Here is a 16620-nt window from a genome sequence, read left to right on the forward strand (position 1 = left end):
GAGGCGAACTGCAACGCTCGCCGCGTCGTGGACGATGAACGGTCGTATCGGCCGACGCGTCGTCCACGACCACGCGCGGGGCAACACTGGTGAGGAGTCTTGGATCAGATGAGTTCGGATGGATCGACCGGTATACCGTCCGAGTCGGGTGGCCGAGTGGGGGGACGGCCGAGTCGCCCCCGGCCCACTCGCGCCCGGCCGACCCGAAGTCGACCCGCTCGTACGGTGTCGCTGCCGACCCTGCTCGCCGCGGCGGTGGAGAAGAATCCGGACGGCACGGCGGTGGAATTCGGTACCCGATCGCTCACCTATCGAGAGATCGACTCCCGGTCGTCCAGGCTGGCCCGGTTGCTCATCGAACGCGGGGTCGGCCCCGAGGATTTCGTGGCACTGGCACTGACCCGTTCGATCGAATCTGTCACGGCCGTGTGGGCCGTGGCGAAGACCGGTGCTGCATTCGTGCCCATCGACCCCAACTACCCGGCCACCCGAATCACGCACATGGTGAACGACTCCGGCGTGCGAATGGGTGTCACTGCAACACAATTCGAAGAGGCGATGCCGACGTCGGTGTCGTGGATCAGCCTCGACTCGTCCGACACCGAAGGCGCACTCCAGGGGTTGTCCGACGATCCCGTCGTGGCGGACGACCGACGGGCACCGATTCGCCCGTCCACGCTCGCGTACGTCATCTACACCTCCGGCTCGACCGGTCTGCCGAAGGGCGTCGCCGTCTCCCACGCCGGGCTGGCACCGCTGACCTCCACTCAGGTCGAGATCTACGGGCTGGACTCCGATTCGCGCACACTGCATTTCGCGTCCCCCAGCTTCGATGCGTCCGTGCTGGAGCTACTGATGGCTGTGGGCGCCGGTTCGACGATGGTCATCGTCCCGCCCGGTGTCTACGGCGGTTCCGATCTGGGTGACATGCTCCGCAACCACCGCGTCAGCCATGCGTTCATCACCCCGGCAGCGCTGGCCTCACTCGATCCGGCAGAGGTGCCCGACATGCGAGTGCTCGCGATCGGCGGCGAGGCCTTCACCTCGGAACTGATGTCGAAGTGGGCACCGGGCAGACGTTTCCACAACGTCTACGGCCCCACCGAAGCGTCGATGGTGTGCAACATCTCGCCACCCTTGAACGCGGGCGAAGCCGTGCTGCTCGGGCCGTCCACCAAGGACATGGGCTACCACGTGCTCGACGACCGGTTGCGGCAGGTGCCCGCCGGGGTGCCGGGGGAGCTGTATCTGACCGGTGCCGGCCTTGCGCGGGGATACCATCGACGATTCGCGCTGACCGCGGCGCGTTTCGTCGCCAATCCGTATGCGGCCGAGGGTAACTCGGATCAGAGTCGGCTGTACCGCACCGGTGACCTGGTGCGCTGGCGGGAGGTGGCGTCCGGACGGGCCATCGAATACCTGGGCCGCAACGACTTTCAGGTCCAGATCCGAGGCTTCAGAATCGAACTCGGTGAAATCGACGCCGTTCTCACAGCGCAGGACGGGGTCGATTTCGCTGTGACTCTCGGTCACCGCAGTCCCACCGGCGCAACCGTTCTCGCAGCATACGTATTGCCGGTGGCAGGGACGGACGTCGACCTGGACCGGGTGCTGGACGAGGCCGGGCGGAGTCTGCCTGCGCACATGGTGCCTTCGGTGATCACGCGGATCGATTCGATCCCGCTGACTCCCACCGGCAAGCTGGACCGAGACGCACTGCCGGAACCGGTGTTCGAGGCCGCGGAGTTCCGGTCCCCGTCGACCACTACCGAACATGTGGTGGCCGATATCTTCGTCGAGCTGCTCGGGGTCGAACGTGTCGGCCTGGACGACGACTTCTTCGCGCTCGGGGGTAACTCCCTGATCGCCACACAGCTCGCGGCTCGATTGGGTTCGGCTCTGGGCGTCCATGTTCCGGCGCGCTCGGTGTTCGAGTCCTCCACCGTCGAGGCCTTGGCGCACGCCGCCGATTCGGCGGACGGTCCGGTTCGAGCTGCGCTCGACACGTCGAGGCAGCGGCCCGAGCGCATCCCGCTCTCGTCCGCACAGCAGCGCATGTGGTTTCTCAACCGCCTCGACACCGACTCCGCCCTCAACAACGTGCCGGTCGCTCTGTTGCTCCGCGGAGAACTCGATGTCGACGCGTTGCAGGCCGCCGTGGGGGACGTGGTCGGTCGACACGAATCGTTGCGCACCGTGTACCCGGAGATCGACGGTGTCGGGTACCAACAGGTGCGGGACGAGGCCGAGACGCACGTCGGGATGGACGTGGTCCGCATCGCTCGTGACGACGCGCTCGCTGCGGTCACACAGTTCTTCACCCGGGGATTCGACGTCACCGTCGAGATCCCGTTTCGTGTCCGGCTGTTCCACATCACGGACCCCGCCGGTGCAGCACCGGAGTACGTGCTGGCCTTCGTTGCACACCACATCTCGGCGGACGGGCTCTCGATGGCCCCGCTGTCCCGCGACGTCATGACGGCGTACCTCGCGCGGCACGGCGGATCGGCACCGCAGTGGGCACCGCTGCCGGTCCAGTACGTCGACTACACACTCTGGCAACTCGACATGCTCGGCTCCGAATCGGATCCGAAGTCGTTGGCCCGCAAGCAGATCGACTATTGGCGTCGCACGCTCGACGGCCTCCCCGAGCAGTTGGATCTGCCCTCCGACCGGCCGCGCCCGCGGGTCGCATCGGGACAGGGGGCGGTGACGGCGTTCGAGATCGACGCTGCACTGCACGCCCGTGTACTCGAGTGTGCACGCGAGCACGACGCCACCGCGTTCATGGTGGTGCACGCAGCGTTCGCGGTGCTGCTGGCCACGTTGTCCGGGACGTCCGACATCGCCGTGGGAGCACCGGTGGGTGGCCGCGGCGACGCACGGTTGGACGACCTGGTTGGCATGTTCGTCAACACGGTGGTCCTGCGAACGCAGATCGCTCGAGACGCCTCGTTCGGTGCAGTACTCGCTGCCGTACGTACCTCCGACCTGGAGGCTTTCGACAATGTGGACGTACCCTTCGAGCGTCTTGTCGAGGTACTCGATCCGGTGCGATCGCAAGGGCGGCACCCGCTGGTCCAGGTGGCGCTGTTCTTCCAGAACTTCTCCCAGGGATCGTTCGAGCTCCCCGATCTCGGCGTCGAGGCATTCGGGTCCGGGGCGGCCTCGGCGAAGTTCGATCTCCAGGTGACGCTCACCGAACTCGGAGACGGCGCAGGTCTGGCCGGCGAGCTCATGTACGCGACGGATCTGTTCGACGAGGCGACCGTGGCGTCGTTCGGGCGTCGGTTGGTGGCTGTTCTCGAGGCGGTGACCGCTCGCCCGGATGTCGTGGTCGGTGATATCGACGTTCTCGATTCGGCCGAGCGTGAACGAATCATGTTGCGGGGCAACGGCAGCACAGTGGCTGTCGATCCGGGCGAGGTGTTGTTGGATGGTTTCGACCGCACGGTGGTCGATTCGCCCGATGCGGTGGCATTGGTGTTCGGTGAACAATCGTTGACGTATCGGCAGTTCTCGGACCGGGTGGATGCGACTGCGTCGTTGTTGCAGGAGCGTGGTGCCGGGCAGGGTGTGTTGGTGGGGTTGGCGATGCGGCGGTCGGTCGAGCTGGTGGTCGGCATGTATGCCGTGCTTCGATCCGGTGCGGCCTATGTGCCGGTGGATCCGGATCAGCCGGCCGAGCGCAACGACTACATTCTCGATACGGCGTCACCGGTTGTCGTGTTGTCGACGGCACGGGACGAATTCGTTACGGGGACAGCGATTCCGATCGTCGACATCACCGATCCGCCTGAGCCGTCCGGGTCGGTGGTGTTTCCGCGCGCCTCCGGGGACGACCTGGCGTACGTGCTGTTCACGTCCGGGTCGACCGGTCGTCCGAAGGGCGTGGCGATCGAACACCGGGCCATCGTCAACCAGATGTTGTGGATGACGCAGGAATACGGTCTCGATCCGTCGGATGTGTACCTGCAGAAGACGGCCACGACGTTCGACGTCTCGCTGTGGGGTTTCTTCCTGCCGCTGCGAACCGGCGGTCGGTTGATCGTTGCGGCCCCGGGTGCGCAACGTGACGTCGAGGCGGTCGCCGCCGATATCTCGCGGCACGGTGTGACTGTGACGGACTTCGTGCCGTCGATGCTGACGGTCTTCGTCGAAGCGGTGTCGGCGCAGTCGATCTCGTCGTTGCGACATGTTTTCGTCATCGGTGAGGCGTTGCCCGCGGGTACCGTCGATGCCTGGCGGGCCGTATCGGATGCGCGGGTGCACAACCTGTACGGTCCGACCGAGGCGGCGGTGAGTGTCACCTATCGCGATGTCTCCGAGGACGGGGCGTTGTCCGGATCGGGGGCCGGTTCGGTCTCCATCGGTGTGTCGGAGTGGAACACGTCGGTGTACGTGCTGGATTCGCGGTTGCATCCGGTACCGGCGGGCGTGCCGGGGGAGTTGTACTTGGCGGGTGTGCAGTTGGCGCGGGGTTACGTTGCGCGGCCCGACTTGTCGGCGGAGCGGTTCGTGGCGAACCCGTTCGGCGATGCGGGGGCGCGGATGTATCGAACTGGTGACCTGGTGCGGTGGTCGATGGATTCCGATCGGCTCGAGTACATCGGTCGCACCGATTTCCAGGTGAAGTTCCGTGGGCAGCGAATCGAGTTGGGAGAGATCGAGACTGCGCTGACGGCGCGGTCGTCGGTGAGTCAGGCTGTCGTCGTGGTGTCGCACTCGGCGGTCGGTGAGTCGTTGGCGGCGTACCTGGTTCCCACTCCCGGCACCGACATCGATGTCGAGGCGGTGCGGTCGGAGGCGGTGTCTGCGCTGCCGTCGTACATGGTTCCGTCGGCCTTCGTCGTGCTCGACGCTCTACCTCTCAACGCTGCAGGAAAGTTGGATCGTCGTGCGCTGCCTGCTCCGGAGTTCGAGACCCGAGAGTTCAGGGCCCCGCAGACACCGGTGGAGGAAGCTGTTGCCGGCGTGTTCGCGGACGTTCTGGGAGTCGAACGTGTGGGACTCGATGACGACTTCTTCTCGCTCGGCGGCAACTCTCTGCTGGCTGTCAAGTTGGTCTCCGCGCTGAAGGGGGCCCTCGGTGGTCGGTCTGTTCCTCTGAACTGGTTGTTCGTGGACGCGTCCGTCGCCTCGCTTGCGGCGCGAATCACTGCTGCCACGGCATCGGGAGTCGGCGGAGCGGAAGCAAGCGGGCTCGAGGTCCTCATACCTCTACGGGTAGGTGGTTCTTCGGCCCCGCTGTTCTGTGTCCACCCCATCGTGGGTCTGTCCTGGGCCTTCGGCGCTCTGGCACCGCACATCGGCGACGACCGCCCGATCTACGGATTGCAGTCGCCCGCGCTGTCCGGTGCAGAACCTGTGCCGCAGTCGATAGAGCAGTGGGCTGCCGTATTCGTGGACAAGATTCGCGCCGTGCAACCGTCGGGCCCGTATCACCTGCTGGGGTGGTCCATGGGCGGACTGATCGCGCATGCGATGGCCGTGCAACTGCAACGTGAGGGCCACGAGGTCTCGACGCTGGCCATGATGGACTCGTTCGTTGCGGGTGGATCGGACCACCTCGTCGACAGGCCGGTGTCGGTGGACGAAATTCTCGGCGGGCTGGGTATCGGTACGGACGATCACCCCGAGATCGGTGAACTCACGGTCGACTCCGTGGCCGAACTGTTGAAGTCGATGCCCGCACCCTTCGACTCGATTTCCCGCGAACGGGTCTCCGGGATACTCGACGGCATCGCACGATCGGCAGAGCTCATCGAAACTTATGTGCCGCAGACCTTCACGGGTCGGGCACTGCTGTTCGCATCGGTCACCGACGATCCCACGGGCAACGTGGCGGCGGCGACGTGGCACGGTGCGCTGAGCGAGGGCGTGACGGTCGTTCCGGTCCATGCGACGCACTGGCAGATGGCGTCGTCGCCGGCATCGACCGAGATCGGGCCCGTGCTGGACGCGGAATTGCGCCGGTAGGCCGTTCGGCAACGACGAAGGCCTCACGACACCGTGTCGTGAGGCCTTTGTCGTTGCGTGTGGAGAAACGCTCAGCAGGGTGCAGGCGTGGTGGTTGCGTAGTCGGGATCGAGTGCAGTCTTCACCATGTACAGGGGAGCGGGATCGGCAACGAGACCGACGTGGGACGTCGTCGCCGCGGGGCACACGTCCTGAACCCAGACGTTGTGCACCATCGCCGGGTCGCCGGACTTGAGGAAGGTGTTCGCGGGCGGCGTCGAGACGGTGTCGTTGCGCGTGGCGATGACGGTGTACTCCACCCCGGGTTCGACGTCTCCGCCCTCGTTCAAGCTCGTAAGCGTCGTCGAACCGACGAGTTGCTGGGCACCCGCCATGTTGTATGTCAGGGGGGTGAGTGCGTCGCCGGGCAGACCGAGCGAGGTGAGCAATTCGGAGAGTTGCTGCAGACCACCGAAGGTCGTGCCGTGATTGGTGGCACCGAGGGTGACCAGCGTGTGCACCTTGTTGCGGGCTGGGTCCTGCGCATCGGTGCCGCCATCGAACTTCATGTACTGCCGAGTGGCGGTGCCGCCCTGCGAATGGCCGACCATGTCGACTTGCTCGGCACCGGTTGCCGCGAGTACTTCGTCGACGAAACGGCCGATCTGTCGGCCTGACTCAGCGATGTCGCCGGAGCCCCAGATGGTCGTGCCCGGGTCGAGGAGGAGCGAGACGCCGCCGTAGTTGGGGGCGAAGACGCAGTAGCCCTCGCTCTTCAACTGCGGTGCCAGGATCTTCCACGTGGACGCATCCATCTTGGTTCCGTGGACGAGCACAACCGGACGGGGATGGGCCGCGCTGGGAACGCAGCCGAAGTCGTTGGCACCCTCGAGCGTAGGCGTGGCGGACACCGAGGTGCCGGTGGGCGACGGTGCAGCGACCGCTGTGCCCGTCCCGGTGAAGGACAGGGCACCGGCCATCGCGACAGCAATCGCTGTGGGCAGTACTCTCGTGAACTTCTTCGGCATGGCCTCAATCTCGTCTGGGGCGTGGATCCGCCGCTGTTCGCAAGCATCTGCGTCACCGACCGTAACAGCCGGACACGCGTACGTAACAGGCGTGCTGGTCAAGGGTGCCCGCCACGCAGGCCGGTCGGCGAGCGCGTGTGGTGCACATCACCAACCGATGGCTCCGTACCTGATCCCTGCGCGAAGCTCGCCGACTCGGATCACGAACGCGCGGAGCCAGTGGCCCCGTGACATCCCGGTCAGCGACGTCGGCAACAAGGGATTGCGCAGCAGCAGCGCCATCCACCAGGACGCGACTCGGCGCACTTTCAGTGCCGGGCACCCCTGTGGCCGGTAGATTCCGCGAAGCTTGGCGAAGCCGAACCCCAGACGAAAGGACTGACGCAACATGGGTCGCAGCTCGGCGCGAAGTCGATACGCGACGACCGGCTCGTCACTGAATCCCAGGGTGTAACCCGCGAGTTGCGCGCGCCAGCTGAACTCCACATCCTGGCTCGCCCTGAAGCGATTGTCCATGCCGCCGAGATCGCGGTACACCGACGCCCAGCAGGCCATACTCGCGCCGATCGCGAACGGCAGGAAATCGGTGCGGCCCTGCTTCTCCGGCTCCGTCGTGGGCGTCCACGACAACGCCCGGGCGCTGTTCAGCGTGACGGTTTCGACTGCAGTGCCGACGACATCGAACGACGACGCCTTCTGCACGAGCGTGGTGAGCCACGACGTGTGCACGACATCGTCCGAGTCGCAGAATGCCAACAGATCGCCAGAGGCGCTCTCGGCACCGCGATTGCGTGCGTGCGCCGCACCGACCTGCTGCGACGCGTCCACGCAGGTCAACTGCAGTCGATCCCGCAGGGGATGCGAAGCGACGTGATCGCTGACTCGTCCGTCGCCGGCGTTGTCCGAAATCAGCACGTCGAACGGACAGTCGACATCTTGCTCCGCCAACGCCTGCAACTGTGCGTCGAGCAGGGGATCCAGCGAGCCCACAGGAATGATCACCGAGATCGACGGATGTGCGGTGTGCATATGGTTCACGACGTCACCTCCGTTCCGGGCCGTGGGTCGACCGGAGCCACTTCGATCAGCCGTCCGACGATGCCTTCTTGTATCCGCGAATTGCCGGGATCAGAAACACCGCGGCCATTCCGAGCGACCACGCAAGAGTCTGCAACACCGGTGTCAGGACCGGACCGCCCATTGCCAGGTTTCGCATCGCATCGACCGCCACCGACATCGGCTGTGCCGCGACGACCGGTTGAAGCCATGGTGGGTAGGCCAGCACGGGTACGAAGCCGGCGTTGAAGAACATCAGAAGCGTGGCGAAGATCGACACGACTTCGACCAGGGGTGCGTCGCCCGCGACGGTGGCCAGGAATGTCACCATGACCGCGAACCCGATACCGAACACGATCGGCACCAGAATCAACAAGATGCCGGCCGGAATTCCCTGGGTGAATCGGAACCCCATCGCGACACCGGCGCAGGTGATGACGATGGTGGTGACGAGTACTCGAACTGCTTCGGCGATCATCCTGCCCAGCAGGCCGGCGGCACGATGCGTCGGTGTCGTCCAGAACCGGGACAACAAACCAGACTTACGTTCGCCCTTGAGGCCGACCGCACTGACGATCGATCCGAACATCGCTCCGACGAGAGCGATCATCGGCACCTGGCCGTAGATCGCCGGCGCTCCGGTGGCCGCGGAGATCGAGTTTCCGAGCACGACACGGAACATGACCAGCATCAAGGCGGGGTACAGCAACGCCTGAATCATCGTCGACGGATCGCGCATCCATCGCATCAACAGTCGCTTGGCCTGGATCAGACTGTGGGTCCAGAGGGCACGGACAGACCTTTCGCCCAGGACCATGTTGGGTTCGGGGAAGGTCAAGCTGGACACGCGGGTCGTGTTCACCGACGCTTCGGACATCGTCATGTCGGACTCTTCACTCTGGCCTGGAGCTCGCCCAGATGGCGAGCGGTACGAAGAACAGGATCAAGCCGGTCACCCACGCGAGCGACGGCCACAACACCTGGAAGGTGACTCCGCCTTCGGCCATATCGCGCATTGCGAAGGAGAACTGCGAGATCGGCTGGTTGCGTACGAACGGTCGGATGAGTTCCGGGAAACCACTTTCCGGAACGAACCCGCACGACGCCATACCGAGAATGAGCTGGGGGAGGGTCAATACCTGGCTGGTTGCTTCGGGACTCTTCGACAGAGTGCCGATCGCATCGGCCCCGATCGACAACGTGGTGCTGATCAGCATGGCGAGTGCGCAGAACAGCAGGGCCTGACCGAACCCTGCCGTGAAGCGAAAGCCGATGACATAACCGAAACCGAGGGCGGATACGAGCGAGACCAACGAGCGGACGACACCGCTCGAGATTCGTGCCACGAGGGGCACACCCCGCACGACAGGCATGGTCTTCAACCGCGAGTTGAGGCCGCTCATCGCCTCGGCCGAGGCGCGCTGTGCCGCCGAGATCGCGGTGAACGCCATGGCCTGCAACACGATGATCGGCATCAGGAACTGGGCGTAGTCGATGCCCTGCAAACCCATGACGAACTTGAGAGGGAGGTAGAAGCCGACGGTGAAGATGAGCGGGGCGATGACCGCGACCAACAACTCACCCTTGGTCAGCATCGTCCACAGTGCACGCCCGGTCAGTGCCTGCCACTGCACGAATCCCGACGGTTTCGTCCTCGACCGCCGCTTCGGCTGCCGCGCCGTCGAACCGACATCGGTCCGTTGCACGGTCCTGGCCTGCGAATCGGCTACGCCTCGCGTCGTGGCCGTCATGGCGTGGTGCTCGTCTGCGAGTGCCCGGTGAGAGTGAGGAACACGTCGTCGAGCGACGGACGGCGGAGCGCGATGTCGGCGAGCACGATTCCCACCGCATCGATGCGGCGCAGAATCTCCGACAGAGTGGCTGCGCCGTCGGGTGCGGGAACGGAGAGCCGGTCCGAGGCAGCAGTGATCTCGGCGTGGACCGCAGCAGGGACCATGTCGCCCAGGGCCTCGGCGGCTGCACGGAGCTGGCCGGGATCGAGTGGAACGACCTCGCAGTAACTGCCGCCGGTCATGGCCTTGAGATGGTCCGAGGTGCCCTCTGCGATGACCGTGCCCTTGTCGATGACGATGATGTTGTCGCTCAGAACGTCTGCTTCTTCGAGATACTGCGTCGTCAACAGCACGGTGATGCCCTGTGCCTTGAGTGCTTCGACCAACGACCACACGCCCTGCCTGCTGCGTGGGTCGAGTCCGGTTGTCGGCTCGTCCAGGAACACGACCTCCGGTCGCACGACGAGGCCGCAGGCGATGTCGATGCGGCGGCGCATACCGCCCGAGTAGCCACGCACGGGGCGCTTGCCGGTGTCGGAGAGGTCGAACTCGTCGAGCAGCGCCTTGGCTCGGGCCTTCGCGGCCTTCTTGTCCAGACCCATCAGACGACCGAAGAGCTCGATGTTCTCGCGGCCGGACAGGGTGTCGTCGAGGGCCGCGTACTGCCCGGTCATCATGATCGAGCGACGTACTGCCGGCGCGTCGGCCGCGACATCGTGACCCGCGACGAACGCTCTGCCACTGTCGGGTGCGATCAGGGTGGAGAGCACTTTCACGGTCGTCGTCTTGCCTGCGCCGTTCGGGCCGAGGATGCCCAGCACGGTTCCCCGCTCTGCGGAGAAGCTGATGCCGCGCAACGCCTGCACATCGCCGAAGGACTTGTGTACGTCCTCCACGTGTACGGCTGCGTGTTGTGCTGACGACATCGAATCTCCGAGCTGTCGGGGGGAGTGGTGGGACCGGACCCCGTGGAGTCGAGGGCCACTACTTGATAGCGAAATTCGCCGTGGATGTTACTTGTGGGTCGTCGCTGAGGGACCTTCGCAGTCAGTCCCAGTCGATATCGATACTGTTCTCGACGTCGAGTTTTCGGCACAGAGACCGCAACCCGCTGTAGTCCTGAACCAATGCGCGTCGGCTCTTGTCCTGCTCGACGTCGGTGAGCATCGCGTCGCCGCCGCGCACGCCTTCGAGTTCGAGAATGCGTGCCCAGGTGGAGAAATCGCTGCTCGAGAACGCGTCCATACCGTCGACCAGGCCGTCCAGGAACTTCTGCCGGTCGTCGGTACCGAGTCGGTCGAAGACGATCGCAGCCATGTCGTCGGCGATCGATGCATGGCAGTACTCGTCGCGGTTGTGCAGTTTGACGGTTGCCCGGTTGATGGGCTGAATCACGTCGTCGTCCTCGATCAGGTCCAGGTACGAGGTGATGGAGATCTCCGCAACCGTCATGAACGCGAGCGAACTGATCGCGGCAGACCAGGGGTCGTCGCTGGTCGCCTGCGCCGCCCGCTGCCGGCGCACGGTGGAGCTGAACGGCAGTGAGCGTTCCGACAGAGCCCAACCGCGTCCGCGCCTGGTGGCTGCGCTCGCGTTGAGGTGCATCAAGGTGTGGTATTGCTCGTCCACCATGGCCTGGGTCACCGCCACCGCGAGGGTGTCACCCATTCCGGTCTCGAACACGTCTTGCGCCAACAGGGCGAAACCGGGATGAACGACATGCTGCTCGACGTCCATCACGTTCTTGTTGAACGCGATCCAGCCCCACGCCCGAAGTCGATCCTGCTGCTCGGGAGTGGCACCGGTGAAGGTGTCGTGCTCACCGAAGGGGATCAGAGCGTCGGGGAAATCCTGCTTGGACGCGTCGAACAGATCGTCCAGCTCGGGTTCGGGCTTCTTGACCGTCGCGCGTTGCGACCAGTTCTTCGCCAACCGTGCGACGACTGCGCTCTCGACGACATCGTCGGAGTCGAATTCCGGCAACGACGGTTGCTCCAACATCGCGTGCCTCTGCTTCCGCACTCGTCCGACCGCGGCTATCGGCGATCACCGCTACCTCGAACGATACCGAACATCTCCGCACACAGAGCTCGATACCGATCTCCGTTCCCGCCCAGAGCAGCCTCGGCCTGCACCAACAGGCGAGCGAAGTCGGCCTCGGAACCGGAATCGACGGTCTCGCTCACCGTCTGCGTGGCTCGGCGCAGCGCAGCCCTGGCTTCGGCGGCGTGCGGATTGCCTGCCTGGACGTCCCAGTAGACCTCGGGCTCACCGCCGGTGATCCGAGCCAGCACCGCGAGCATCGTTGCGTTCGGGGGAGGCGCAACGGCGTCGATGTCGACGAACGGAAGGTCCAGTTCGGCCAGAGCCAGGCCGAACGCCAGCACACTGGCGTGCGTGAGCGCCTGCGTCGCCGCGGCGAGGCGATCGTGGCGTGCTGCGTCGAGCAGGACCACTCGACCGCCCCACCGCGCGATGCTCTCCAGGAAGGCATCCACCGGCGGTCCGGGTCGGTGCACAACGGCGGCGACGGGGCGTCCGGTCATTCCGAGCGACGGGGCGAACATGGGATTGATTCCCACCGCGGCTCCGATCGGACGTGCGTCCTGCACACGGTCGGAGAAGCCGGACTTCACCGACAGAGTTTCCACCAGCAGCGCGTCGGGGTGCACCGCGGACAGGTCGGCCCGCAGTGCCACGGATTCGGGCACCGCCAGAATCACGGTGGCAGCCTTTTCCAGCGCCGATTCGACCCGGCGGTCGGGGGCGGTGACATCGCCTGCGAGCACCGCCGAACTACCGGGTACCGAGCCGCCGTGCACGTCCACGATGGTCACCGGCACGCCGTCCGCGATCAGGAGGCCGACCATCAAGCGGCCGACCGCTCCCGAGCCTCCGACCACGACCACGGAGTCGTCGGGCTTCGACCGTGTCCTCGAATTCATCGTTCGAGTATGTCAACGCGATGCGGCGGAGACCCAGATCGTGATGTCCGCGTGCACGACCTCGATGCCCGCGGTGTCTCGGATCGCTACGGGCACGACGATGTCGATGCCGTCGATGATCGTCCCGAAGTCGGGGACCTCGTCGAGTTCGGCGACCGCGCGCAGTGATGTGGTGGCCTTCGTCAGGTACTGCACGGTCATGGATTTGGGAATCCACCGGTGCGAGGTGGGGACGGTCGCCTCGGCGAGCATGCCCATGGCGACCTCGGCGAGATTGCAGGCGGCGATGGCGTGGAACGTGCCCAGGTGGTTGCGAATGCCGAACCACTTGGGTGCGGTGACCTCGCAGCGTCCCGGCTCGAGCGCGACGACACGGGGCAGTACGGATGCGAAGTACGGAACCCGCAGGCACATGCCGACGGAGAAGACAGTGGAGCCGATAGTGTTGTTCGGTAGCTTCGACCAGGCGCGATAGGTCGCGCCGGTAGTATTCTCGACGGTGGTCATGGCGCTACCTTACTGCTCGGTAAGGTAATGCGGCGGCCATCGATCGGGCCCGAGTTGATCTGGTGCCCGGTCTGCGGCATACTGGTCGGGTTGCCTGGACACGGGACGCGCATGCGTGCGGCCTGAAACAGGTGAGTCGGCCGAAAAGCCGACTGAGCAAGAACATGAGACCAGCGCTCCACGTGAGCGCGTCCGGAACACCAGCTCGATCGGTGCGGATTTCGTTCGATTCGGATGGTTGAGGCGAAAGTTTCAGCGCAGAAGAATGAGCGGAATCGCGACACGCCCGACCGCGTGGACCGGAGAACCATGACAGATGAAGAGCGGCAACGGAATCAGGTCACGCCTGGTCGTCAACGTTTTTCACTGTCGTGTGTGCACGAAGGCAGTTCGAGTCGGTGGGTTTCCCACGGCTCGGGGACTGTGCAGACGAGGTGGAGCAGGCCGAACGGCCCGTTCTACGACCAAGCGGCAAGAAAAGGACACTAAGCGTGGCGGGACAAAAGATCCGCATCAGGCTCAAGGCCTACGACCATGAGGCGATCGACGCGTCAGCGCGCAAGATCGTCGAAACGGTCACCCGTACGGGTGCCCGCGTCGTCGGACCGGTGCCGTTGCCGACAGAAAAGAACGTGTACTGCGTCATCCGTTCGCCGCACAAGTACAAGGACTCGCGCGAACACTTCGAGATGCGTACTCACAAGCGGCTCATTGACATCCTCGACCCGACACCGAAGACGGTGGACGCGCTCATGCGCATCGACCTCCCGGCCAGTGTCGACGTCAACATCCAGTGAGCGCGGAGACAACGATGACTGATAACAAGAACCGGCCTGCAACAGGAATTCTGGGCACCAAGCTCGGAATGACCCAGGTCTTCGACGAGAACAACCGCGTCGTTCCGGTGACCGTGATCAAGGCAGGCCCCAACGTGGTCACCCAGATCCGCACCCAGGAACGTGACGGCTACAGCGCCGTCCAGGTCGCATTCGGTGCGATCGACCCGCGCAAGGTGAACAAGCCCACCACCGGCCAGTTCGAGAAGGCAGGTGTCACGCCGCGTCGCCACATCGTGGAGATTCGCGTAGCCGACGCCTCGCAGTTCGAGGTCGGCCAGGAGCTCACCGCTGCAGTGTTCGAGGACGGCGCATACGTCGACGTCACCGGCACCAGCAAGGGCAAGGGCTTCGCCGGAACCATGAAGCGTCACGGCTTCAAGGGTCAGGGCGCGAGCCACGGCGCACAGGCCGTGCACCGTCGCCCCGGATCCATCGGTGGCTGCGCAACACCCGGTCGCGTCTTCAAGGGAATGCGCATGTCCGGACGTATGGGTGGCGACCGCGTCACGACGCAGAACCTCTCGGTCCACAAGGTGGACAGCGAGAACGGTCTTCTGCTGATCAAGGGAGCGATCCCGGGCCGTCGCGGCAACGTCGTGATCGTCAAGTCTGCATTGAAGGGTGGTGCACGGGCATGACCAGCCTCGAGAAGAACACCGAGACCAAGCTGACGCTCGATGTCAAGGAAGCCGGCGGCAAGACCAACGGCACCGTCGATCTCCCCGCGGAGATCTTCGACGCTCCGGCGAACATCGCGCTGCTGCACCAGGTCGTCATCGCACAGCTGGCAGCTGCTCGTCAGGGAACCCACTCCACGAAGACTCGTGGCGAGGTTCGCGGCGGTGGCAAGAAGCCGTACCGGCAGAAGGGCACCGGCCGCGCCCGTCAGGGCTCGACCCGCGCTCCTCAGTTCGTCGGCGGTGGCACGGTCCACGGACCGCAGCCGCGCGACTACAGCCAGCGGACCCCCAAGAAGATGAAGGCCGCCGCATTGCGCGGAGCCCTCTCCGATCGGGCCCGCAGCGAGCGTCTGCACGTCATCACCGAACTGGTTGCCGGACAGGTTCCGTCCACCAAGGGTGCGAAGACGTTCCTCGCCGAGATCTCGGACCGCAAGAAGGTCCTGCTCGTCGTCGGCCGCGAGGACATCGCAGCCTGGAAGAGCGTTCAGAACCTGGACGGCGTGCACCCCATTGCACCCGACCAGCTCAACACCTACGACGTGCTCAACGCCGATGATGTGGTTTTCAGCGTGGAAGCGCTGAACACCTTCATCGCTGGGCCTGCAAAGAACGAGGAGGCAAGCAAGTGACCACGATCGCCGATCCCCGCGACATCTTGCTGGCACCGGTCATCTCCGAGAAGTCCTACGGACTGATCGAAGAAGGCACCTACACGTTCCTGGTGCACCCGGACTCGAACAAGACGCAGATCAAGATTGCCGTCGAGAAGATCTTCGACGTCACCGTGACCAGCGTCAACACGATGAACCGTCAGGGCAAGCGTAAGCGGACCCGGTTCGGTTACGGCAAGCGCAAGGACACCAAGCGCGCGCTCGTAACGCTCTCCGCCGACAGCAAGCCCATCGAGATCTTCGGAGGTCCGGTCGCGTAAGCGACTGGGACTCTTCGGATATAGAGGACGAGAAGACTCATGGCAATCCGTAAATACAAGCCGACAACCCCGGGCCGTCGTGGCTCCAGCGTTTCCGATTTCGCTGAGATCACGCGTTCGACCCCCGAGAAGTCGCTGATCCGCCCGCTGCACGGTCGCGGTGGACGTAACGCACACGGTCGTATCACCACCCGGCACAAGGGTGGCGGTCACAAGCGTGCGTACCGTCTCATCGATTTCCGTCGTAACGACAAGGACGGCGTGCCGGCCAAGGTCGCTCACATCGAGTACGACCCCAACCGCACCGCGAACATCGCACTGCTGCACTTCGCAGACGGCGAGAAGCGGTACATCGTCGCACCCAAGGGCATCGCCCAGGGCTCGCCGATCGAGCAGGGTGCCAACGCCGACATCAAGCCCGGCAACAACCTGCCCCTGCGCAACATCCCGACGGGTACGACCATCCACGCGGTCGAACTCCGTCCGGGTGGTGGCGCGAAGATGGCCCGCTCCGCCGGAGCGAGCATTCAGCTCCTCGGTAAGGAAGGCCCCTACGCCACGCTGCGTATGCCGTCCGGTGAAATCCGTCGCGTCGACGTGCGCTGCCGCGCAACCGTCGGCGAGGTCGGCAACGCCGAGCAGTCGAACATCAACTGGGGCAAGGCCGGCCGCATGCGCTGGAAGGGCAAGCGCCCGACAGTTCGTGGTGTCGTGATGAACCCGGTCGACCACCCGCACGGTGGCGGCGAGGGCAAGACCTCCGGTGGACGCCACCCGGTCAGCCCCTGGGGACAGCCGGAAGGCCGTACCCGCAAGAACAAGGCGAGCGACAAGCTGATTGTCCGTCGTCGTCGTACCGGCAAGAACAAGCGCTAGGAGG

At 64.9% G+C, this 16620-nt stretch carries 14 protein-coding genes; 6 read left to right on the forward strand and 8 right to left on the reverse strand.

Features of this window, described 5'->3' with window-relative positions; all coding sequences use genetic code 11:
* Window positions 1-225 precede the first annotated feature (225 nt).
* Entirely contained in the window at window positions 226-5979 is a 5754-nt protein-coding gene (locus ABZ677_RS15725; RefSeq protein WP_358370823.1) for an amino acid adenylation domain-containing protein, read from the forward strand.
* A 71-nt stretch (window positions 5980-6050) separates the two neighbouring features.
* Here the strand turns inward: ABZ677_RS15725 and ABZ677_RS15730 are convergent, their stop codons facing one another.
* The 8 genes from ABZ677_RS15730 to ABZ677_RS15765 form a co-directional block, all read right to left on the reverse strand.
* Window positions 6051-6986 (reverse strand): alpha/beta fold hydrolase, encoded by a 936-nt coding sequence (locus tag ABZ677_RS15730; RefSeq protein ID WP_037188336.1) that lies wholly within the window; start codon window positions 6984-6986, stop codon window positions 6051-6053.
* A gap of 147 nt (window positions 6987-7133) precedes the next feature.
* Window positions 7134-8015, reverse strand: a complete 882-nt coding sequence (locus ABZ677_RS15735) for a glycosyltransferase (protein ID WP_037188333.1) — start codon at window positions 8013-8015, stop codon at window positions 7134-7136.
* Window positions 8016-8070: 55 nt separating this feature from the next.
* A complete protein-coding gene (locus ABZ677_RS15740; protein ID WP_052047376.1) occupies window positions 8071-8925 on the reverse strand; it encodes an ABC transporter permease in 855 nt (284 codons plus the stop codon).
* Between the two features lie 10 nt (window positions 8926-8935).
* Window positions 8936-9793 (reverse strand): ABC transporter permease, encoded by an 858-nt coding sequence (locus ABZ677_RS15745; protein ID WP_037188330.1) that lies wholly within the window; start codon window positions 9791-9793, stop codon window positions 8936-8938.
* Window positions 9790-10761: a daunorubicin resistance protein DrrA family ABC transporter ATP-binding protein gene (locus tag ABZ677_RS15750; RefSeq protein ID WP_037188328.1), complete on the reverse strand. Its 972-nt coding sequence runs from the start codon at window positions 10759-10761 to the stop codon at window positions 9790-9792. Before ABZ677_RS15750 ends, ABZ677_RS15745 begins: the two co-directional genes overlap by 4 nt.
* A gap of 121 nt (window positions 10762-10882) precedes the next feature.
* The gene (locus tag ABZ677_RS15755) at window positions 10883-11836 is read right to left on the reverse strand and encodes a diiron oxygenase (protein WP_358370828.1); all 954 of its coding nucleotides are present in this window, start codon (window positions 11834-11836) and stop codon (window positions 10883-10885) included.
* A gap of 35 nt (window positions 11837-11871) precedes the next feature.
* The gene (locus ABZ677_RS15760) at window positions 11872-12780 is read right to left on the reverse strand and encodes a prephenate dehydrogenase dimerization domain-containing protein (protein ID WP_358370830.1); all 909 of its coding nucleotides are present in this window, start codon (window positions 12778-12780) and stop codon (window positions 11872-11874) included.
* Window positions 12781-12792: 12 nt separating this feature from the next.
* Window positions 12793-13287, reverse strand: coding sequence for a hotdog fold domain-containing protein (locus tag ABZ677_RS15765; protein WP_358370832.1), 495 nt, complete (start codon window positions 13285-13287; stop codon window positions 12793-12795).
* Between the two features lie 491 nt (window positions 13288-13778).
* On the opposite strand from ABZ677_RS15765, the gene rpsJ reads away from it, so the two are divergent.
* Genes rpsJ through rplB form a run of 5 tightly spaced genes read left to right on the forward strand, consistent with a single transcriptional unit; the run spans window position 13779 to window position 16616 of the window.
* Complete coding sequence (rpsJ, locus tag ABZ677_RS15770; RefSeq protein ID WP_003938093.1) at window positions 13779-14084, forward strand: 30S ribosomal protein S10; 306 nt, start codon at window positions 13779-13781, stop codon at window positions 14082-14084.
* A 14-nt stretch (window positions 14085-14098) separates the two neighbouring features.
* Entirely contained in the window at window positions 14099-14764 is a 666-nt protein-coding gene (rplC, locus tag ABZ677_RS15775; protein ID WP_027496309.1) for a 50S ribosomal protein L3, read from the forward strand.
* Window positions 14761-15438, forward strand: coding sequence for a 50S ribosomal protein L4 (gene rplD / locus ABZ677_RS15780; RefSeq protein ID WP_008718317.1), 678 nt, complete (start codon window positions 14761-14763; stop codon window positions 15436-15438). Before rplC ends, rplD begins: the two co-directional genes overlap by 4 nt.
* Window positions 15435-15740, forward strand: a complete 306-nt coding sequence (gene rplW, locus ABZ677_RS15785; RefSeq protein WP_027496310.1) for a 50S ribosomal protein L23 — start codon at window positions 15435-15437, stop codon at window positions 15738-15740. The genes rplD and rplW overlap by 4 nt, the downstream gene beginning before the upstream one ends.
* A gap of 39 nt (window positions 15741-15779) precedes the next feature.
* Complete coding sequence (gene rplB / locus ABZ677_RS15790; protein ID WP_008718311.1) at window positions 15780-16616, forward strand: 50S ribosomal protein L2; 837 nt, start codon at window positions 15780-15782, stop codon at window positions 16614-16616.
* The last annotated feature ends 4 nt before the right edge of the window (window positions 16617-16620 follow it).

The sequence above is a fragment of the Rhodococcus sp. NPDC006774 genome (genome assembly GCF_040636045.1).
Classification (GTDB): Bacteria; Actinomycetota; Actinomycetes; order Mycobacteriales; family Mycobacteriaceae; genus Rhodococcoides.